At 63.0% G+C, this 17,529-nt stretch carries 15 protein-coding genes and 1 pseudogene; all 16 read right to left on the reverse strand.

What is annotated here, in order from left to right:
- The 16 genes and pseudogenes from nifE to NKI85_RS27355 all read right to left on the reverse strand — a co-directional run bounded on the left by nifE (position 1) and on the right by NKI85_RS27355 (position 17,446).
- The gene (gene nifE, locus NKI85_RS27280; RefSeq protein WP_352779017.1) at positions 1–1,491 is read right to left on the reverse strand and encodes a nitrogenase iron-molybdenum cofactor biosynthesis protein NifE; all 1,491 of its coding nucleotides are present in this window, start codon (positions 1,489–1,491) and stop codon (positions 1–3) included.
- Between the two features lie 56 nt (positions 1,492–1,547).
- On the reverse strand, positions 1,548–3,089 hold the full coding sequence (gene nifK, locus NKI85_RS27285; RefSeq protein WP_352779019.1) for a nitrogenase molybdenum-iron protein subunit beta: 1,542 nt from the start codon (positions 3,087–3,089) through the stop codon (positions 1,548–1,550).
- A 126-nt stretch (positions 3,090–3,215) separates the two neighbouring features.
- Entirely contained in the window at positions 3,216–4,718 is a 1,503-nt protein-coding gene (gene nifD, locus NKI85_RS27290) for a nitrogenase molybdenum-iron protein alpha chain (protein ID WP_352779022.1), read from the reverse strand.
- A 98-nt stretch (positions 4,719–4,816) separates the two neighbouring features.
- Entirely contained in the window at positions 4,817–5,710 is an 894-nt protein-coding gene (gene nifH / locus NKI85_RS27295; protein WP_023801970.1) for a nitrogenase iron protein, read from the reverse strand.
- 486 nt (positions 5,711–6,196) lie between these two features.
- A pseudogene (locus NKI85_RS27300) lies at positions 6,197–7,454 on the reverse strand (type II toxin-antitoxin system HipA family toxin).
- Positions 7,429–7,758 (reverse strand): helix-turn-helix domain-containing protein, encoded by a 330-nt coding sequence (locus NKI85_RS27305; RefSeq protein WP_352779065.1) that lies wholly within the window; start codon positions 7,756–7,758, stop codon positions 7,429–7,431. Before NKI85_RS27305 ends, NKI85_RS27300 begins: the two are co-directional and overlap by 26 nt.
- Before the next feature lie 575 nt (positions 7,759–8,333).
- Positions 8,334–8,786 (reverse strand): helix-turn-helix domain-containing protein, encoded by a 453-nt coding sequence (locus tag NKI85_RS27310; RefSeq protein ID WP_023706400.1) that lies wholly within the window; start codon positions 8,784–8,786, stop codon positions 8,334–8,336.
- The gene (locus NKI85_RS27315) at positions 8,779–9,174 is read right to left on the reverse strand and encodes a DUF4258 domain-containing protein (RefSeq protein WP_352779024.1); all 396 of its coding nucleotides are present in this window, start codon (positions 9,172–9,174) and stop codon (positions 8,779–8,781) included. Before NKI85_RS27315 ends, NKI85_RS27310 begins: the two co-directional genes overlap by 8 nt.
- A gap of 380 nt (positions 9,175–9,554) precedes the next feature.
- The gene (locus tag NKI85_RS27320) at positions 9,555–9,962 is read right to left on the reverse strand and encodes a hypothetical protein (protein WP_352779026.1); all 408 of its coding nucleotides are present in this window, start codon (positions 9,960–9,962) and stop codon (positions 9,555–9,557) included.
- Positions 9,963–10,087: 125 nt separating this feature from the next.
- Positions 10,088–10,249, reverse strand: a complete 162-nt coding sequence (locus NKI85_RS27325) for a hypothetical protein (RefSeq protein WP_352779028.1) — start codon at positions 10,247–10,249, stop codon at positions 10,088–10,090.
- A 128-nt stretch (positions 10,250–10,377) separates the two neighbouring features.
- Positions 10,378–11,433, reverse strand: a complete 1,056-nt coding sequence (gene fni, locus NKI85_RS27330; RefSeq protein ID WP_352779068.1) for a type 2 isopentenyl-diphosphate Delta-isomerase — start codon at positions 11,431–11,433, stop codon at positions 10,378–10,380.
- A gap of 79 nt (positions 11,434–11,512) precedes the next feature.
- A complete protein-coding gene (locus NKI85_RS27335) occupies positions 11,513–12,412 on the reverse strand; it encodes a terpene synthase family protein (protein ID WP_352779031.1) in 900 nt (299 codons plus the stop codon).
- A complete protein-coding gene (locus NKI85_RS27340; RefSeq protein WP_352779033.1) occupies positions 12,409–13,959 on the reverse strand; it encodes a hypothetical protein in 1,551 nt (516 codons plus the stop codon). The genes NKI85_RS27335 and NKI85_RS27340 overlap by 4 nt, the downstream gene beginning before the upstream one ends.
- Positions 13,960–14,107: 148 nt before the next feature.
- The gene (locus tag NKI85_RS27345; RefSeq protein ID WP_352779071.1) at positions 14,108–15,106 is read right to left on the reverse strand and encodes a polyprenyl synthetase family protein; all 999 of its coding nucleotides are present in this window, start codon (positions 15,104–15,106) and stop codon (positions 14,108–14,110) included.
- Positions 15,107–15,260: 154 nt separating this feature from the next.
- Entirely contained in the window at positions 15,261–16,604 is a 1,344-nt protein-coding gene (locus NKI85_RS27350; RefSeq protein ID WP_352779035.1) for a cytochrome P450, read from the reverse strand.
- On the reverse strand, positions 16,604–17,446 hold the full coding sequence (locus NKI85_RS27355) for an SDR family oxidoreductase (RefSeq protein WP_352779074.1): 843 nt from the start codon (positions 17,444–17,446) through the stop codon (positions 16,604–16,606). The genes NKI85_RS27350 and NKI85_RS27355 overlap by 1 nt, the downstream gene beginning before the upstream one ends.
- Between the last annotated feature and the right edge of the window lie 83 nt (positions 17,447–17,529).

Consider the following 17,529-nt stretch of genomic DNA (forward strand, 5'->3'; position numbering starts at 1 on the left):
TCAACACTCGCCGAAATCGCCGGCGGTCGTGCCGGCGAATTTCTTGAAAGCCTGGACGGTCGCGATCTCGCTTTTCGTGCTCGGCAGGTCCTCCCTCACCGCAGGCTGGCAATCCCATGGTGCCGGCTCCAGCACCTGGCACCAGATCGGGTTATGAATGGCGAGGTCGATCTGGCGTACGAGTTCCACCATGCCGTCATAGCCGGCGTAAGGGTGTTGGCGCTCCTGGTTGATATCGAGCCAGGGTGTCTTGGCCTTCAGCGCGATGAATTGCGTGCGCCCGCCCGACAGCATGATATCGGCCTTTCGTTCTGAGAGCATGGCGTAAAGCTCGCGCGCTGCCATCTGCTCGAACATGTGGTTGTCGTCCTTGAGGATCTGCTTGATGCGCTCCTTGTCTTCGACGGTCGACTTCTTGACAGAGGTGCCGACGATCTCGATGCCGATCTCCATCAGCGCATGGACGACCGACCAGGACTTCACACCGCCGGTGTTGAGCAGCACGCGCTTGCCTTCGAGCCTCGGCCGGTAGGCCGCGAGCTTCTTCCAAGCGATCGCCTCCTCCTCTGCAATCAATGCCTCGGTGCGGCCGAGGATCTCCGGATCGGCACCCTTGTTCACGAGCAGCTGAGAGATTTGTCGGAGCGCTTCCGAGGTGTCGGTGATGCCGTAGAAGGAGCCCTCGAAAAACGGGATGTCCCAGCGCTGCTCCATCTTGCGGGCGAGATTGATGAGCGCAGTCGAGCACACCATTATAGCCGCCCGGGCGCGGTGCGCGCAGGCAATGTCGAAGTAACGCGCGTCACCCGGAATGCAGGCGCGCACCCGGATCCCGAGCCGATCAAGGAGCGGTTTCACCAGCCAGAATTCGCCCGAGAGGTTGAATTCGCCAAGGATATTGATGTCGTAAGGGCCGGCATCGTCGGGCTCCACCGTGCCGATGACATGATCGAGCAACGCCTCGCCGGCAAGCTTGTTGCCAAGATTCTTGGAACCGAAGAACCCTGGCGCATTGACCGGCACCACCGGCAGGCCAAACTTTTCCGCCGCGCGCTTGCAGACGGCCTCGATATCGTCGCCGATCAGCGCCGTCACGCAGGTCGGATAGACGAAAATAGCCGGCGGCCCATACGCTTCCTTGATCTCGCGGATCGCTTTGAAAAGCTTCCGCTCGCCCTGCCCCATCACCACGTCGAGTTCGGTGAGGTCGGTCGTGAAGCTCGTGCGCCACAGCGTTGGCCCGGACGAAGCCGCACCGCGGTTGTCCCAGGAATTACCCTCGCAGGCGAGCGGCGCATGGACCAGGTGCGCGACGTCGGTGATCGGCTGCAGCACGATCTTGGCGCCGTCGAAGGCGCAACCGCCGGCAGCCGCCCCTGGTGTCAGCGGCTTCGAACAGCCCTTTGTGCGCGCCTTGGCATCCTTGCCGCGGTTCGTCTCGCAGGCAGGCTCGTTGAAGACATCCTGGATCTTGGCACTGAGCGAGGACATTGCGTCGATCTCCAAAGTCCATGGGGAAGACGACCGGCCAAAGCCGACCGTCACGCTTAGCGGGTGAGGTCATACGAATAGTCCGTCACGCCCGTCTCGCTTGTCTCGCGATCGAGCTTGTCGAAGATCTTGTCGAGGATCGATGTCAGGACGCGCAATCCGCCTTGGTAACCCATGAGCGCAAACCGATGGTGATGGTGGCGGTCGAAGATCGGAAACGTCAGCCGGATCAGCGGCGTGCCGGTGTCGCGCTCCAGATACTTGCCATAGGAGTTGCCGATCAGCAGGTCCACCGGCTCGGTGAAGAGCAGCGAGCGCATCGCCCAGAGGTCCTTGCCCGCCCAGACTTGAGCATCCTTGCCGAAGGGCGATGATGCAAGCAGTTCCTTCAACTCTGCTTCCCATGCCGAGGTTCCGTTAGTGGCGAGGCAATGGGTCGGCTCGCCGCCCGTCTCCATGATGAAGCGGGCCATGGCGTAGACAAAGTCCGGATCACCGTAGATGGCGTATTTCTTACCGTGCAGCCAGGATTGGCTGTCCGCCATGGCGTCAACAAGTCGGCCGCGCTCCAGGCGGATTGCCTCGGGGATTTGCTTGCCGGAAACTGCGGAGACCTTCATCAGGAAGTCGTCGGTCGCCTGGACGCCGAGCGGGTAATGGAACGAGGCAGTCGCCTGCCCGACCTCCTCGCAATACTCCAGTGTTTTTCGGGTGTTGTAATGCTGTAGCGAAAGTGTCGCCTCGGCGTTGAGTGCCTTCCTCACGTCTTCGATCTTCGTGCCGCCGTCGTACATGCGGTATTCGCCGTCCGACGGCGTGTCGAACTGGTCAGAGGCGTCTTGGATTAAGGTATAGGACACGCCTATCAAATCGAGCAGGCGCTTGAGTTCCCGGTTGTTGCCCACGCAAAAGCCGTCGAAACCCGGAATGATGTTGATGGTTCCCTCGGCTTCCGTTCGCTCCTCGCCTTTCCAGAAGTGCTCCAAAATGCCCTTGACCGTAACGTCGTAGCCGTCGACATGGCTGCCGACGAAGGCTGGCGTGTGGGCGAAGGGCACGTCAAAGTCGCGCGGGACCGAGCCTTCGTCCTTGGCGTTCTCGATGAAGCTGTGCAGGTCGTCGCCAATGACCTCCGCCATACAAGTGGTCGAGACGGCGATCATCTTCGGGTCGTAGAGTTGGTACGTGTTGGCGAGCCCGTCGACCATGTTCTTCAGGCCGCCGAACACTGCCGCGTCCTCGGTCATCGAGGAGGAAACTGCCGAAGCAGGCTCCTTGAAATGGCGGGACAGGTGCGAGCGGTAATAGGCCACGCAGCCCTGGCTGCCGTGGACGAAGGACATGGTGCGCTCGAAGCCCGCGGCCGCGAACACAGCGCCGAGCGGCTGGCAGGCCTTGGCGGGGTTCACGACAAGCGCTTCGCGAGCGAGGTTCTTTTCGCGGTATTCCCACGTCTTGGTGAATTCGCGTTGGTCGGTAACGACCTGGTCCGAGTGCGGACATTCGAAATTCAGCCTCTTCTCGGCGAGCATCTGCCTGTATTCCGGCTCGCGGAACAGGGGAGCGTGGTCGAGAACTTTTTCAGCCGACTGCGGCATGGGTGGTTACCTCTTTCCATCTGGCCCGCCATACGGCGGCACAGGGACGTCGAAACGTTTCAGGTCTCCCGCGGACAAAGGGCCGCAGGCGTTCATCGGCCTTCCCGGCTTCCGGGAAACCAGGTTTCATTCCGCAGCGATCGCCGCCGACGGCTCGGCTTTTTTCTTCCAGGGGGCGTCGTAGAGGTTCCAGACCGGGTTGTTGATGGCCAGATCCATGTCGCGGGCGAAGATGGCGAAGCCATCGTAGCCGTGATACGGGCCGGAATAATCCCAGGAATGCATTTGACGGAACGGTATGCCCATCTTCTGGACCGGGTACTTTTCTTTGATGCCGGAGCCAACGAGATCAGGACGGATCCCCTCGATGAACTTCTCCAGCTCGTAACCAGTCACGTCGTCATAGATCAGCGTGCCCTTCTTCACGTAATGGCCGGTACGCTGATAGTCGTCGTTATGGCCAAATTCATAGCCAGTGCCGACGATCACCATGCCTAGATCCTCATAGGCGGTGACGACGTGACGGGGGCGCAGCCCGCCGACATAGAGCATCACCGTCCTGCCTTCGAGGCGCGGCCGGTACTTGGCGATGAGGGCATCGACCAGGGGCCGGTATTTGGCGATGACCGCCTCGGCCTTGGCCTCGATTTCCGGCCCGAAATGCTTGGCTATCTTGCGCAGAGAGGCTTCAGTCTGGGAGGGGCCGAAGAAATTATACTCCATCCAGTCGATGCCATACTTTTCCTCCATGTGCCGGCAGATGTAGTTCATCGACCTGTAGCAATGGATGAGATTGAGCTTGGCCCTCGGCGCGCGCTCTATTTCGGCCAGCGTAGCGTCGCCCGACCAGTTGCCGACCACGCGCAGGCCCATCTCCTCGAGCAGGATGCGCGAAGCCCAGGCGTCGCCGCCGATATTATAGTCGCCGATCACATTGACATCGTAAGGGCCGGCCTCGAACTCGATGTCCTTCTTTTCGAAGACCCAGTCGCGGATCGCATCGTTGGCGATGTGGTGGCCGAGGGATTGCGAGACGCCGCGGAAGCCCTCGCAGCGCACCGGCACGATCGTTTTTTCGTGCTCCTTGGCCTTGTTGCGGGACACAGCTTCGGTGTCGTCGCCAATCAGGCCGATCGGGCATTCGGATTGCACAGTCATGCCCTTGTTCAGCGGAAACATTTCCTCGATCTCGTCGATGATCCGTTCCAGCTTCTTGTCGCCACCAAAAACAATGTCCTTCTCCTGGAAATCGGAGGTGAACTGCATCGTCACGAACGTGTCGATGCCGGTCGTGCCGACGTAGTAGTTGCGGCGTTGCGACCAGGAATATTGCCCGCAGCCGACCGGGCCGTGCGAGATATGGACCATATCCTTGACTGGCCCCCACACCACGCCTTTCGAGCCGGCATAGGCGCAGCCGCGAATCGTCATCACGCCGGGGATGGACTTGATGTTCGATTTTACCTCGCATTCGGAAAGGACCTCGTTTTCCTCGCCAGCCTCGTCGCCGCTCTTTGCGACGCTGAGGTGCTTCTTGCGGCGCTTCGCCGACTTGTCAGGATATTGCGACAGCACCTCCTCGATAAGCTTCGCATGGAGGGCGCCGTCATTCTCGTATTCCAGGCTCATGGGACCCCTTTCAAGGTTCAGGGTGACGCCTCACCAACGAGGCGCCGTTTTTTGAAAGGCGCGCCGGGTCAGGCCGCGCCCCTAGTCAGTAGCGGTCGTTACTGTGCGGCCGCCTTCGCCGCTTCCTTGACCTGAAGCTCGGCAAGCATCTGCTCGTCGGTCTTCATGATGCCGAAGTCGAGCAGCATGTCCTCGAGCTCCTCCATGGTGATCGGGGTGGGGATGGTGCCCTGGCCCGAATTGGCATGGATCTTCTCGGCCAGCGCCCGGTATTCCCCGGCCTGCTTGGAGTCCGGCGCATACTGGATCACAGACATCTTCCTGAGCTCGGCGTGCTGGACGATATTGTCGCGCGGCACGAAGTGGATGAGCTTGGAATTGAGCCTGGAAGCCAGCGCTTCGGCGAGGTCGAGCTCGCGGTCGGTTTGGCGCTCGTTGCAGATCAGGCCGCCGAGCCGCACGCCACCCGAATGGGCGTATTTCAGGATGCCCTTGGCGATGTTGTTGGCGGCATAGAGCGCCATCATCTCGCCGGACATGACGATATAGATTTCCTGGGCCTTGTTCTCGCGGATCGGCATCGCGAAACCGCCGCACACCACATCCCCGAGCACGTCGTAGGAGACATAGTCGACATCGTCGTAGGCACCGTTCTCCTCGAGGAAGTTGATCGAGGTGATCACGCCGCGGCCGGCGCAGCCGACACCCGGCTCAGGGCCGCCCGACTCCACGCATTTGATCCCTTTGTAGCCGACCTTGAGCACGTCCGCGAGTTCCAGGTCTTCCACCGAACCTTCCTCTGCCGCGAGGTGCAGGACCGTATCTTGCGCCTTCGCGTTCAGGATCAGGCGGGTAGAGTCGGCTTTGGGGTCGCAGCCGACGATGAGGATTCTCTGCCCGAGGTCGACAAGGGCGGCGAGCGTATTTTGGGAGGTGGTGGACTTGCCGATGCCGCCCTTGCCGTAAAAGGCGATCTGACGCAAACCTGACATGTAGCTTTCCTTCCTTCGTTCCATTCATCGCGGCTGCCGCGACATGAATGCCGGTCGGGCAGCTGTCGCCGCCTCGCACCCAAGGTTCTCAAGACTCGTGCCAATTTGGCTGATCGAACCGAAGAATAATTTCATGGTTGCTTTTCAGGGATTTAGCTAAAGGCCAAGGAAAGGATGGTAGGAACAAACCGTGTAGCGGACCCGACAATGGCGACACAAAAGCGTCGGATAGCGATCCTCAGTCACCGCATTCGTTCAACCGCATTGTTGTGTTGAGCTGGGCGACCAGCATCTCGACCCTCTACCGTTAATTGCGGGATGCTGCGAACTCTTCTGTTCCGGGCGAGCTGACGTGCTTGGTCTCGCGTGTCCTCGTGGACACTGCGCGGAATCTTGCGCGCCACGCTGGCATACGATCGATCCACGGCCATCCATACGGGGCCGCGGACGATAATTCCGCCATATACCAACTCAAGGGCGCTCGGCTCACTTATCGGCGCAGGAGTTCAGTATCGGCGTCATCGCCTTCACATGTTCGTCGATCGGCTCGAGCACTTTCGCCGCGACAACGTCGCGCTCAGGCAGATGCCACCAGTGCTCGTTGACGAGTTCGACGGTCTCGACCACTGCCTTCAGGACTGCCGGCTCCGGAAGCCTTGCACGGTTCGCAAATGCTTTCCATCGCGGTGCTGCTAGCGACTTGAACGAGCGCTCCCCTCCAAGCGAAAGCGCCATGGCGTCGGCGGGAATATATGGCACAGTCGACAGGACGTCGTAGATTGGTGCAAGCACCGGCTTGTCGCCGTTGCCGGGATAAATCAAAGACCAGTTCTTCAGGTGCATGTCGCCATTGCCGGTGATGACCGTCAGCACCAGGCGGAGGACGAATTGGAGAGCCGCCGTAGGCGAGGCGGCCATGCCAAGGGCCAAGGCTATGTCGTGATAAGCGGCCCCCTCATATGTGCGCGAGGGATAGACACCGAAGACCTGAGCGAAATCCTCGATGTGTATCCTCTCGCCATCGGCGCCGCGATCGAAGCGTTTGACGAGAAGGACCTTGCCCTCCGACAGCGTGTTGAATTCTTCGGGAATATCCTCGAAATCGGACTTCTCGACAAGTTCGCGTTCAGGCACCTCCATGCCGATCGCTGCGGCCAGCGCGAGGTTGGCGAATTCATTCTCGGAAACGCCTGGAAAGGCCTTCGAAGGGAACTTGGCGACGTATCGGCCTTGCTCGTCGTCCATCGGCAAGGTCAGGCCGCCGCCTTTTCCAGTGTTCTTCATGACCGAGAGCTTCATCTGCACGCCGGCAAGTGAGAACCGTGCCTTGGGCTTATCCTTTGAAGCATCCTGCGATACCGCTATCGCGCCGTCACTGGGCAACGCGCGTACGGCTCCCGGCAGATCGGCGCCCAGCGCCGCTAAAAGATCGAAATCATTGCCTGGCCGCACATTGCCTTCGTGGTGCTTTTCCATCGCCTCGCGCAATTTCTCCTCCGGTAGGAGGTTCGCGAAAAAAGTGGGCAAGGCGCCCGCTAGAGGCTTCCGGATCTTTCCGCAATCCTCCCGTCGCTGCCCGGAACGACAGGCTGAAAACTGGAAAGCCGCCCGTCGCGCGGTAGGCCTCATCGAAGTTGAAGGCATTGAAATCGCCCGGCGTCCTAACGATTGTGCCGATCTTCAGTGCGTTCAAGAGCACGTCCAGCGACGGGATCGTCTTAGGTGCGCGAAAGACTGGAGCCATAATCGTCATCGTCAGGTTGAGAAACAAAGGCGGGTCGATCGTCATCATCATGCGGACGCAATAGAGCCTGGACAGCCGGCACCATGACTTGCGGAACCAGCATCATTTCCAGACCGAGCGCGCGAGCGATATTCATGAGCGTCGTCGCACGCGCCGCTGCGGCTCCCTTTTCGATATCGCGATAGCGGGGACGGGATATACCCGCCAAGTCAGCGACCTGCTCCTGCGTCAAGGCAGCGGCCAGCCTCACCTGCCTGAAAAGCCCACCGATTTCGCGCAGAATCTCCGATTCAGAGTCCGTCATGATACGTCTACGATTCATTCCAATGCGCAATGAGACGCCAAGGTATCTCGTCCAGAGAGCGAGTTAAAACTCTGAATCTTTTCGCGTGTCATATATTAGGATAATGATATGCAAAGAGATCAATCCTTCATTCGAGATTTCCCTGCTCTTTACCGCCGCGCCGAACGGCGTTCCTCAGAGAACAGCTGCTATGGACACCGCCCACCGGCGTTTCTAGCGAATGGGCCCGGTGCGTACATCGCTGCGAAAACGGCCAACTGAAAGAACATTCAGCGAACGGCTATTTAGACCTCGGCGCCGATGCGCCCGACGGTAGCCCTATGAACGCGAAAGAGACGAGCGATTTCAGCTGAAGCCTTTGAAAAGGTGGTGGCGTCCGGACAGGGACTAAAAGTTTGCCCCTAATGCCAGCACGTCTTTCAGGCAATGGATGGGCGGCATCGACGCGCATTGGAAGTCGAAGCACGAAAGCGTTATGCCGTATGCTGAATCATGGCCGCTGATCAAGGCTGGCAAATACGCCAGGTAGTCATCCCTCCCAGTCGTGCGGGAGAGACGACCACCCATGGCCTGGTCTAAGCGGCAGCTAGAAGCTGGTATCCGTCATCATTGCTGTGCTGAATTTGGATCGGTTGCGGCTTCAGTGTGTGCACACTCCGACGCGACAGCTCATCCATCCCAGCTCCGGAGGCTAGATCGAGTTTTTCAATCGCCAAACGCCGGATGATTGTCTCCGCCGACCCATCGATCACAAACTCGCCCCGCTCCCATCGTCCCACTGACTGCTTGTCGTGGTGAACCAGCACAGCAAGCTCAGCTTGAGTATACCCCATTTCTGTTCTCAGAAAACGGAGCTCGTCAGGGCTAATCCCATGCTCGTGTGAGACTATGCCAAGAGCGATTACACGATGAAGTTCATTGACAGCCGGGATGGTGATGATTTCGTCACCTTCATCGTCGTTTACGAAATCAAGACCGCTAATGAAAACGTTCTTCAGTCCGCATTCGGTGTAGTGGTGGCTATTCATCGCGTTCTCCATTCAACGTACCTGCGCGGGTAGACGGCTCGTCAACCCACATAACACTAACAATTTTTAGGAAGGTGCCGGTCTTCTCGGGAACGACTATCACTCTCAGAGTTCGGCTATTGCCGTTGGGACAGAGACCTTCTATCGCATATTTTTTGTACGCCGGTCGCGTACTCTCCATGGGCTCCATATGCACAAAGCCATGTTTGAGGACGTACAAAACGTCACCCATGATGATGTTTCGTTCGGCCATACGCTCGATCGCGTGGCGCTTATAGGAAATCGTAAGCGCTTTCGAACGCGCAATCACGCGTATTTCGTCCGTTGCCTGCCCTTTTGGCCAATCACAACCACGAACTACAACGCCCCCATGCCCGCTTGGTTTCACGTTATATCACCATGATACATTTTAAAAGCGTTCCTTTCCCTTAAAATTTGTAATTTGGTAAAAAATCTCTCCACGATAAAAAAGGGCGCCCTGGGAGGTAAGGGCGCCCTATTTATCACTTCTTGATGTGCGTCACGATATGCGTGTTCGGCTTGCGAACCGCAGTCGTAACAGTCGTGAACCGACCCGAGACCGCACTGCGGCCAATCGTAATCGTCTTCCTGCTCATGCTCATCACCTCCTTTCCGGAGCACGGCGCTCCTAGGGAGACGGGGTGAATCACATGCACTTATGTATCACTATGATACTTTATCTGTCAACGACAGTGGGCAGGAAATCGGCCAGCACCTTCGCCGCCTGCCGGTAGGGCAGCATGCTTCCTAGCCGCGCAGTTCCATCAGCTCCGGTGTCGCTCGATCGGGGCAAATTTCCTTCAGCGGCGCGAAGGCACCGACCATTCCTGGATGGCATTCCCGGCACGGCATCCATCGGGGATTGCGAACCTCAACGGTGCCGAAGACGGTTCGGATCCGGCGTGTCGTGTAGCCCTTGACCGGTCGGAACGTATGGCAATCCCGGCAAACCCGGCGAAGAAGGGCATACGTCTCCGCCTCATGATTCACGACCGCGTTCTGCCGCGCTGCCATGATCTTCTTGCTATCGCCGATCGACAGGCCGATGTCGCCGTGGAACAGGCTCTCCCAGCTCTTGTCTATGCGAACCTCCTTCCGGCATACGTCGCCAAATTCGTTCCGGCCCTCGATCGCAACCGTCCATTCCACCGCCATCGCTTTGTCTCAAAACGATGCTGATGGACTGCTCGAGCCTAACAACCCGTGTTTGACCCAGAGAAGTTACCATCTCCTCACGACTGACCGCGCATGACTCGGGGTCAATGTGGATCGCTACTCCTTTATTGCAATGGATTTGCACCATCTTCTCCTTGCCGGTCTCCCGGCGCACCTTGTTCCGACCCCTTCAGGGGCTCAGCTCGGTCGGCGTGACCGATCACCCCGATCAAAGCATCGACATAGGCGTCGAATGCGGCTTCATTCTCGGCTGTCCAGTCGGGCATGGCGGGGCGCTTCCCTGATCACGAAGCAGCACCCTAACAAATCCGCGACCAGCGCGAATCCCCCGCATCCGCGACTCTCTAACTAAGTAAGACTAGGCACCCGCCGCCACGTGCGGGCGATGCCGGCATCAACCGGCGGGCAGATGTGCCGAGGGCAACAAGCGCGCCTGACGCAACGCCGCCAGATCAGCCGAGCCGGTGCAGAAGCAGGCGACGGCCAACTGGCGGATGACGATTTCGAAATGCGCGACAACCGCCTCGGTGGATACCGTAGCCGCGCGCAGCACGCCGGCCGCCTGCCCGGCGATGTCCGCGCCCAGGCGGATGGCCTTGGCCACGTCGACGCCGTCGCGGATCCCGCCCGACGCGATCAGCTTCACCGTTGGCAGCGCCCGACGTACCGCCTGCACGCTGGCCGGGGTCGGAATCCCCCAATCGGCGAACGCCATCGCCACTGCACGGTCGGCGGCATCGCGGGCGCGCTCGCCCTCCACCGCGGCCCAACTGGTGCCGCCGGCGCCGGCGACATCGATCACCGCCACGCCCGCGTCGACGAGCGCACAGGCCACCGAAGCGGACAGGCCCGACCCCACTTCCTTGGCCACGATCGGCACGCCCACGCTGCGCGCGGCGCGAGCGATCTGCGCCAGGACGCCGCGCCAGTCGCGGTCGCCCTCCGGCTGTACCGCTTCCTGCAGCGGATTGAGATGAACGATGAGTCCATCGGCCTCCAGCGCATCCACCGCCCGACGCGCCAGGTCCAGGCCGTCGGCCTCGCGCAGTTGCGCGGCGCCGATATTGGCCAGCAAGGAAATGTCTGGGGCCAGGCGGCGCAGCGCGCGCGTCAGCCCCTGGGAGTTGCGGGATTGCAGGCTCACGCGCTGCGAACCGACGCACATCGCGATCCCCAAGGCTTGCGCTGCTTCGCTCAGATGCCGGTTGATGGCCTCGGCGCGTGGCATGCCGCCGGTCATTGAGCTGATCAGCAGCGGCGCGCGCATGGTCTTGCCCAGCAGCGAGGCGCGCAGGTCGATCTGCGTCAGGTCCAACTCGGGCAATGCGCAGTGTTCGAAACGGATGTACTCCCAGCCGGCGGCGACCGTGGCCGACGCCGTTCGCCGATCCAGCACGATGTCCAGATGGTCGTCCTTGCGCCGGCTCAGGGCGGTGTCGCTCACGCTCACTCCGTCCGTCGCATCGGGCGGCGGCGTTGCGTCGGATCGGACCGACGGCAGCGCGCGCACGCCCCCGCCTCCCGCGCGTTCAGGCCGGCGCACGCTGGCCTCCCCCCGCAGCGTCGCTGCGGTAGCGGCTGGTCGAGGTCTGGTAGTACTGCGCGCGGATGGCCGCCATGGCCTCGATCAACGGTCCCCACGGCGCGGGAAAGCGTTCTTCCGCCATCACCCGGTGCAGCATGCGCGTATGGCCGGCCAGTTCGTCGTTGAGGAACTCCACCACAGGCATAGCCGGATAGCGCTGCAGCAGCAGGATCGCCGCGTTGTCGGCCTCGCCGGCCGACCTGTCCTTTTCGCGTCCATGCAGATCGTTCTGCAAGCGCCCTATCGCGGAGATGAGCCGCAGGACCTGGCGAAACGCCGGACGCGCGCGCAGGGTCGCCATGTCCAGCCCCCACAGCAAGGACAGGCAACAGAACACGTTCGTGTAGGCGATCGAATCGATGCCGTTGTGCAGGTACTCGGCGTAGGACCAGCGTTCCGCCCGCGCCTGCGCGTGTCCGGCGCGCAGCGCCGCGCAGTAGCACCGGGTATCGTCGAGAAGCTGAGCATAGTCGCGACGATCGTAGGCGAGCTTGGCCAGCGAAGCGCGCAGCACCGCGCAGCCCTCGAATCCGGGGAGCGCGCACGGCCCGCCCTGCCCCAGCGCCTGCTCCACCGCGGCGAGCTGCTCCGGCGCGATCAGGCCAAGGTCGTTGCAATCGTCGAGCCAGAACAGCAGCGACAGTTCGCGATAGAACGCCACGATCAGCGTTTCGTCCTGCGGATCGCGGCCGGTGCGGGCGCTGGTGTTGCGCAGGCTCGGGTGGATGCGCTGCAGGATGTACTGGCCGCCCCTGACCGCTTCCACGGCATGCTCGTGGGCGAACCCGGTCAGGGAACGCCCCCACTCCAGCACCTGCTGCAGCGCGCGTTCGGTCTGGATCATGGCGCCGCTCCTGCTCCCTCGGCCAGGACGCGCCGCCCCCAACGAAGCGCCAGCCACAACCCGGCGAGTTCGGCAACGCGCACCACTCGGGTGGGGCAATACAGTTCCTTGCCGATCCACAGCGGCGTTTGCGGCAATGCATGCGCCGCATGGCGGGCGAGCATCCACTCCAGCGCACGCGCCACCGCCTGCGCGATGCGCCGGCGCCCTGTCGGCTCTTCGCTCCCGTCCATCACGTGCAACGCGAACAGCGCATAGGCGGTTTCCTCGAATGTGGACGCGCGACCGGCGCCCCAGCCGCCGTCGTCGCGCTGCGCCTGCATGAGCGCCGCCAGCGCGCGCTCGTCGCGCCACTGGGGCTTGCCTTGCGCCAGCGCAGCGACCGCATGCGCGGTGGGATACAGCCACGAAACGTGCCATTTTTCGTTGTCCCATAGACCATGCGGGTTGCGATTGGCCTCGACGTAGGCGCTGGTGCCGGCGGCCGGCTTTCCCAACATTCGCAACGCATGCAGGGCATGGATATTGGTCGAGACCGAGGCATTGCGCTCGCCGGGGAAGGTGACGAACAGCTCGCCGATTTCGAAATGGCGCAACGCATCGACCGCCGGGTCGCGGCCTGCAAGGCGCAGGACGCACATCGCAACGGCGGTGTCGTCCGCATCGGCCGCGAAGTGCAAGGCCGGGCCTAGTCCGCGCACGCCCAGGCGGGCGTCGAGCTGCGCGACGATCACTTGCACCGCCTCGGCGAGCGCGGGATGCGCGAACAGCCCGGCCAGATGCAGGGTGTACAGCGACCAGCATGGCTCGAACACATTGATCGGCCAGACGTTGGGAACGACACCTTCGATGCCGCTGCGCGTCGCCCGCGATGCCGCCTGCAGATACGCGTCGGCGCGCTCGACCTGCGGCGTGCTCCCCTGTGTCACGGCGTGCGCACGCCACGCGGCGGTGGCCGCCGGACTGATGCCGATGCTGCCGTCGTCATCCGGGCATGCGGTGGTCGGCGACGTCCCCCAGGCTTCCCAGGAGTGCAGCAACGGATGGCCGCTCGGCAACGTCGCCACCGCCCCCAGCTTGACCAAGCACGCTTGCCGCAACGGCAACAGCGCCGGGTGAAGCGGAAACGCCACGCCGCCCAGCAAGGATGCGGCCTCGCCGCACAACTGCGGCAGGATCAGCTCCGCGCCGATCGGCGCATCTTCCGGCACCGCATGCGCGTAGGGATCGGGCTGGCGTTCGAGGAACCGGGTTGCAGCCTGGACTGCGTCGGCAGCGCCGGGAAGAGGATCGGTACGCTGCAATGCCAGCAACGCCGCCCACGTGGGCGCATGGCGGAACAGCGGGAAATCCGCGCTTCCCCATCCGCCATCGGCCTGTTGCTGCGCGATGAGCCACGCGTATGCGTCCTGCCGACCGGTGACCTTGCCGTGGAACTGCAGAGCTCGCGCCGTGTCGTAGACGGAAGGACCGACGCTGCCGCCGTCGCTCATCTCGCTCAGCAGGTGGCGCAATTCGGAAAGGATCTGTTCGGACAGCGCTTTCACGCGGGATGTTCCTTCTGCAGACGGTTGACGAGAACCAGGATCGGCAGACGCCGCGCACATCGCCGCGGACTTGGGCACAGTGCAGCATGCACCGCTGCCGCCGGCCGATCGCACCGGCACAGGGGCGACTCCATGTGGACGGGCGTGCTCATGCGCATGGCGCGTGCTTGAACAGATACCCGTTGGCCCGCTGCAGTATCTGCGCCAACCGTTCCGCACGCGGCCCCAGCGGGGCGATGGCTTCCCCGGCGTCGCGCAACAAATCCAGCGCGAACTGGCGCGCTGCCTGCAGCCCCATGATCGAGGCGCAGGTCGGCTTCTGCGCCGCCGCGTCCTTGCCGGGGGTCTTGCCCAGCGTCGCGGTATCCGCTGTCGCGTCGAGAATGTCGTCGATCACCTGCAACGCCAGCCCGAAACAGGCGGTGTACCGATCGAGCGCACAGTACAGCGCAGCGTGCGCGGCATCCTCCGCGATGGAGCATAGCGCGCCCATGCGAACGGACGCGCGCACTAGCGCTCCGCTCTTCATCCGGTGCATCGCCACGATCCTGTCCAGCTCGGCGTGCTTTCCGACCAGCGACAGATCCATGGCCTGCCCGCCTGCGGCACCCTCGGCGGACACGGCCTGCGCCAGTTCGCGCACGAGCGCGATACGGTTGTCGCCCGGCGCATCCAGGCTCGCCAGGGTCAGGAAGGCGTGCGCCTGCAGCGCATCGCCGACCAGGATCGCAGTGGCTTCGCCGAACTTGACGTGCACGGTCGGAAGGCCGCGGCGAAGCACGTCGTCGTCCATCGCGGGCAGGTCGTCGTGGACCAGGGTACAGGCGTGCATCATCTCGATGGCGGCGCCGACGTCGTCGAGCATGTGCGCCGGCGTGTCGGCCAGTGCGCCGGCAGCCAGACAGAGCAAGGCGCGGGTGCGCTTCCCGCCATGCAAGGTGGCGTAGCGCATCGCCGCCATCAGCTCGGTTTCACCGTCGTCTTCGGCGCAGAGAAGACGCGCCAGCGCCTGTTCGACCCGCTTTGCGCCGTCCTGCATCCAGATCTCCGGCAGCAGCCTGCCGGATGCGCCGCGCGCCTGCGCGCCCAATCCGCCGAGCGCGGAAACGCCAGTTCGGTCGTCGTGTAGCGTGGAACCGGTCTGCATGTTTTTCATGTCCTTGTACCTGACACGAGATGACCACAGCGAGCGCCAAGCCGCAGCGGTGTTGCCGGCGTCGCACCGAGCGCGTGCGCTGAGTGCAGCAATGCCGCGCCTCGCCGGCGCCGCTGCCTCGCCACACGGGGCATGCGATGCCAGCTCATGAGAAGCCTATGCGGATTGCCATGGACGGATGTGCGGTCGGGTAATACCGCCGGCCTTTTTCGACGCCGCTCAGCAACCGCGGCCGCACCCCGGCCTTGTGCATGATCAGCGCCAAGGCGATGCAGAACTGCACCATTTCCAGCCATACCAGGTGGTAGCCGATGCAGACGTGTGGGCCGGTACCGAACTGCAGCATGTCCACCGGCCGGATCGGCTCCGTGCGTTGCAGCCACCGCGCCAGGCGGAACTGATCAGGCGCCTCGTGCAGCAGCGCCGAGGTCGAGAAATGCAGCAGCGGTATGCACAGATGGGTGCCCGCGGTAATGCGCCGTTGGCCGAGTTGCAATTCCTGCAGCGCGCGACGAGGCAGGAGCGTGGTCGCCGGATGCAGGCGCAGCGTCTCGCGGAACAGCGCCTCGGCGACCGGACACTGCGCCAGGTCCGCGTGCCGGGTCGGCACCGCGCCCACGCGTTGCGCCTCCTCGACCAGGGCGTCCCACAGCACAGGCTGCCGCGCCAGCTCGATCACCATCCAGGCCATCGTCGAGGCAGTGGTGTCGTGACCGGCAAGCAGCAGCAAGCGGATATTGGCGACCAGGACGTCATCGGAGAGCCTATCGTCGCTGCGGTCGAAGACGCTCACCATGTCGTTGATCAACCCGGTGCGCGCAGCATGCGCGCGCGCGTCGCGAACGAACTGGCGCAACTGCGCGTCGATCCAGTCGCGGGCGGCGCGGCCGCGCCGCAAGGGCAGTCCGGGCAGGTCGACCGGGGGCGCGACGATCAACTGCAGCAGTTGCCGGTACTTGCGATGCCATCCCGGCAGGTCCTGCGCGGGGATGCCCATGAGGCTGAAGATGAGCTTGAGCATCAGGTCGCCGGTTTCGCGCAGGATGGTTGCCTCGCCGCGGTCGCGCCACGCCTGCACCCGCGCCCGGATGACGGGCGCGAACAGGTCGCCGATGCCGGCCTGGGTCAGCCCCTTGGGCAGGAACGCCGCCTTGATCGCATCGCGCGCCTGCCGGTGCGCGCCGCCGTCCTGGGCAACCAACGTTCCGCCAAGCAATTCGGGCGCGATCTCTTCGATCAGCGCCGAGGACACGTCCTTGTGCCGGAGCAGTGCGAACGCTTCCGGATCCACGCAGGTCATCAGGTGTCCGGCAGGGCCGAAATCCAGCCAGAAGTGGCTGCCCAGCGTCCGTTCTGCGCGCTGCAGCAGGCGCGGCAGGTCGCAAACAATGGCGGGAAGATGCCCGACCAGGGGGAAAGCGCCAGGCATGACCGGGATGTCGCATCGCAGCCGGTGCCGACGGTTGAGTGGGTTGAGCAGCATGTCCATCAGCAGCGCGCCGCCGCCGCCGATTCGGTGTCGTCGGCAGGGCGCGCGGCGCAGCTGTTGCCACCGTCGGCGTATGTCGGCACATGCGCCAGCATGCCGCCATCGATGCACACGACCTGGCCTGTGATAAACGCAGCATCGTCGGAGAGCAGGAACGCCACGAGCGCGGCCACGTCCTCGGGGCGGCCGACGCGCTGCAGGAGCTGGTGCCGGCGCAGATGCCGTTGCATGCACTCGTCCAGCTTGGCGAGGAGACGCTCGGTCATGACGAGACCCGGCGCAACGGCGTTGCAGCGGATCTGCGCATGACCGTACTGGGTGGCGAGCGAAGCCGAGAGCATGTTCATCGCCGCCTTCGACGCGGCGTAGGACGTCTGCGCCGTGTCACCGCTGAGCCCCTGGCACGACGACATGTTGACGATCGCGCCACCGCCGCGGGCGATCATCCGTGGGATGGCCTGCCGGCAGCAGAGCAGCGTGCCGCGCAGATTGGTCGCCATGGTCTGGTCCCAGACTGCCAGGTCCAGGTCGAGGATCGCGCGGTCGCGCTGGGTCAGATGCATGGCGCTCGCATTGTTCACCAGCAGGTCGACCCCCCCGAAGTGCCGCTCCGCCGTCTCGAACAGCCCTGCCACCGCCTGCTCATCGGCGATATCCATGGCTATGGGCAGCGCGTGGCCTGCTTCGGCCGCGATCTGCGCGGTGCAGGCGATGGCCGCCGAGCCATCAATGTCGGCCACCACCACTCTGCCGCCCCCGCGCGCGATGGCGAGAGCGCATGCCTGGCCGATGCCGGCGCCGGCGCCGGTCACCACGGCCACCTTGCCTTCAAACCGTCCCATCGTGTCTCCTGAATTGCATTGGTCTTTCGCAGCATGCCGCTCGGCCTCCGCCGGAGAAGGCGCAGGGTCGGCGCTGGCGCGCT

Source organism: Mesorhizobium sp. M0571, from assembly GCF_040320985.1.
Lineage (GTDB): Bacteria > Pseudomonadota > Alphaproteobacteria > Rhizobiales > Rhizobiaceae > Mesorhizobium.

Bases quoted from the DNA above. Each gene is read 5' to 3' on its own strand.
- nifE (WP_352779017.1), bottom strand. From the start codon at position 1,491: ATGTCCTCGCTCAGTGCCAAGATCCAGGATGTCTTCAACGAGCCTGCC.
- nifK (WP_352779019.1), bottom strand. From the start codon at position 3,089: ATGCCGCAGTCGGCTGAAAAAGTTCTCGACCACGCTCCCCTGTTCCGC.
- nifD (WP_352779022.1), bottom strand. From the start codon at position 4,718: ATGAGCCTGGAATACGAGAATGACGGCGCCCTCCATGCGAAGCTTATC.
- nifH (WP_023801970.1), bottom strand. From the start codon at position 5,710: ATGTCAGGTTTGCGTCAGATCGCCTTTTACGGCAAGGGCGGCATCGGC.
- NKI85_RS27305 (WP_352779065.1), bottom strand. From the start codon at position 7,758: ATGACGGACTCTGAATCGGAGATTCTGCGCGAAATCGGTGGGCTTTTC.
- NKI85_RS27310 (WP_023706400.1), bottom strand. From the start codon at position 8,786: ATGAATAGCCACCACTACACCGAATGCGGACTGAAGAACGTTTTCATT.
- NKI85_RS27320 (WP_352779026.1), bottom strand. From the start codon at position 9,962: ATGGCGGTGGAATGGACGGTTGCGATCGAGGGCCGGAACGAATTTGGC.
- NKI85_RS27325 (WP_352779028.1), bottom strand. From the start codon at position 10,249: ATGCCCGACTGGACAGCCGAGAATGAAGCCGCATTCGACGCCTATGTC.
- NKI85_RS27335 (WP_352779031.1), bottom strand. From the start codon at position 12,412: ATGATCCAGACCGAACGCGCGCTGCAGCAGGTGCTGGAGTGGGGGCGT.
- NKI85_RS27345 (WP_352779071.1), bottom strand. From the start codon at position 15,106: ATGCAGACCGGTTCCACGCTACACGACGACCGAACTGGCGTTTCCGCG.
- NKI85_RS27350 (WP_352779035.1), bottom strand. From the start codon at position 16,604: ATGGACATGCTGCTCAACCCACTCAACCGTCGGCACCGGCTGCGATGC.
- NKI85_RS27355 (WP_352779074.1), bottom strand. From the start codon at position 17,446: ATGGGACGGTTTGAAGGCAAGGTGGCCGTGGTGACCGGCGCCGGCGCC.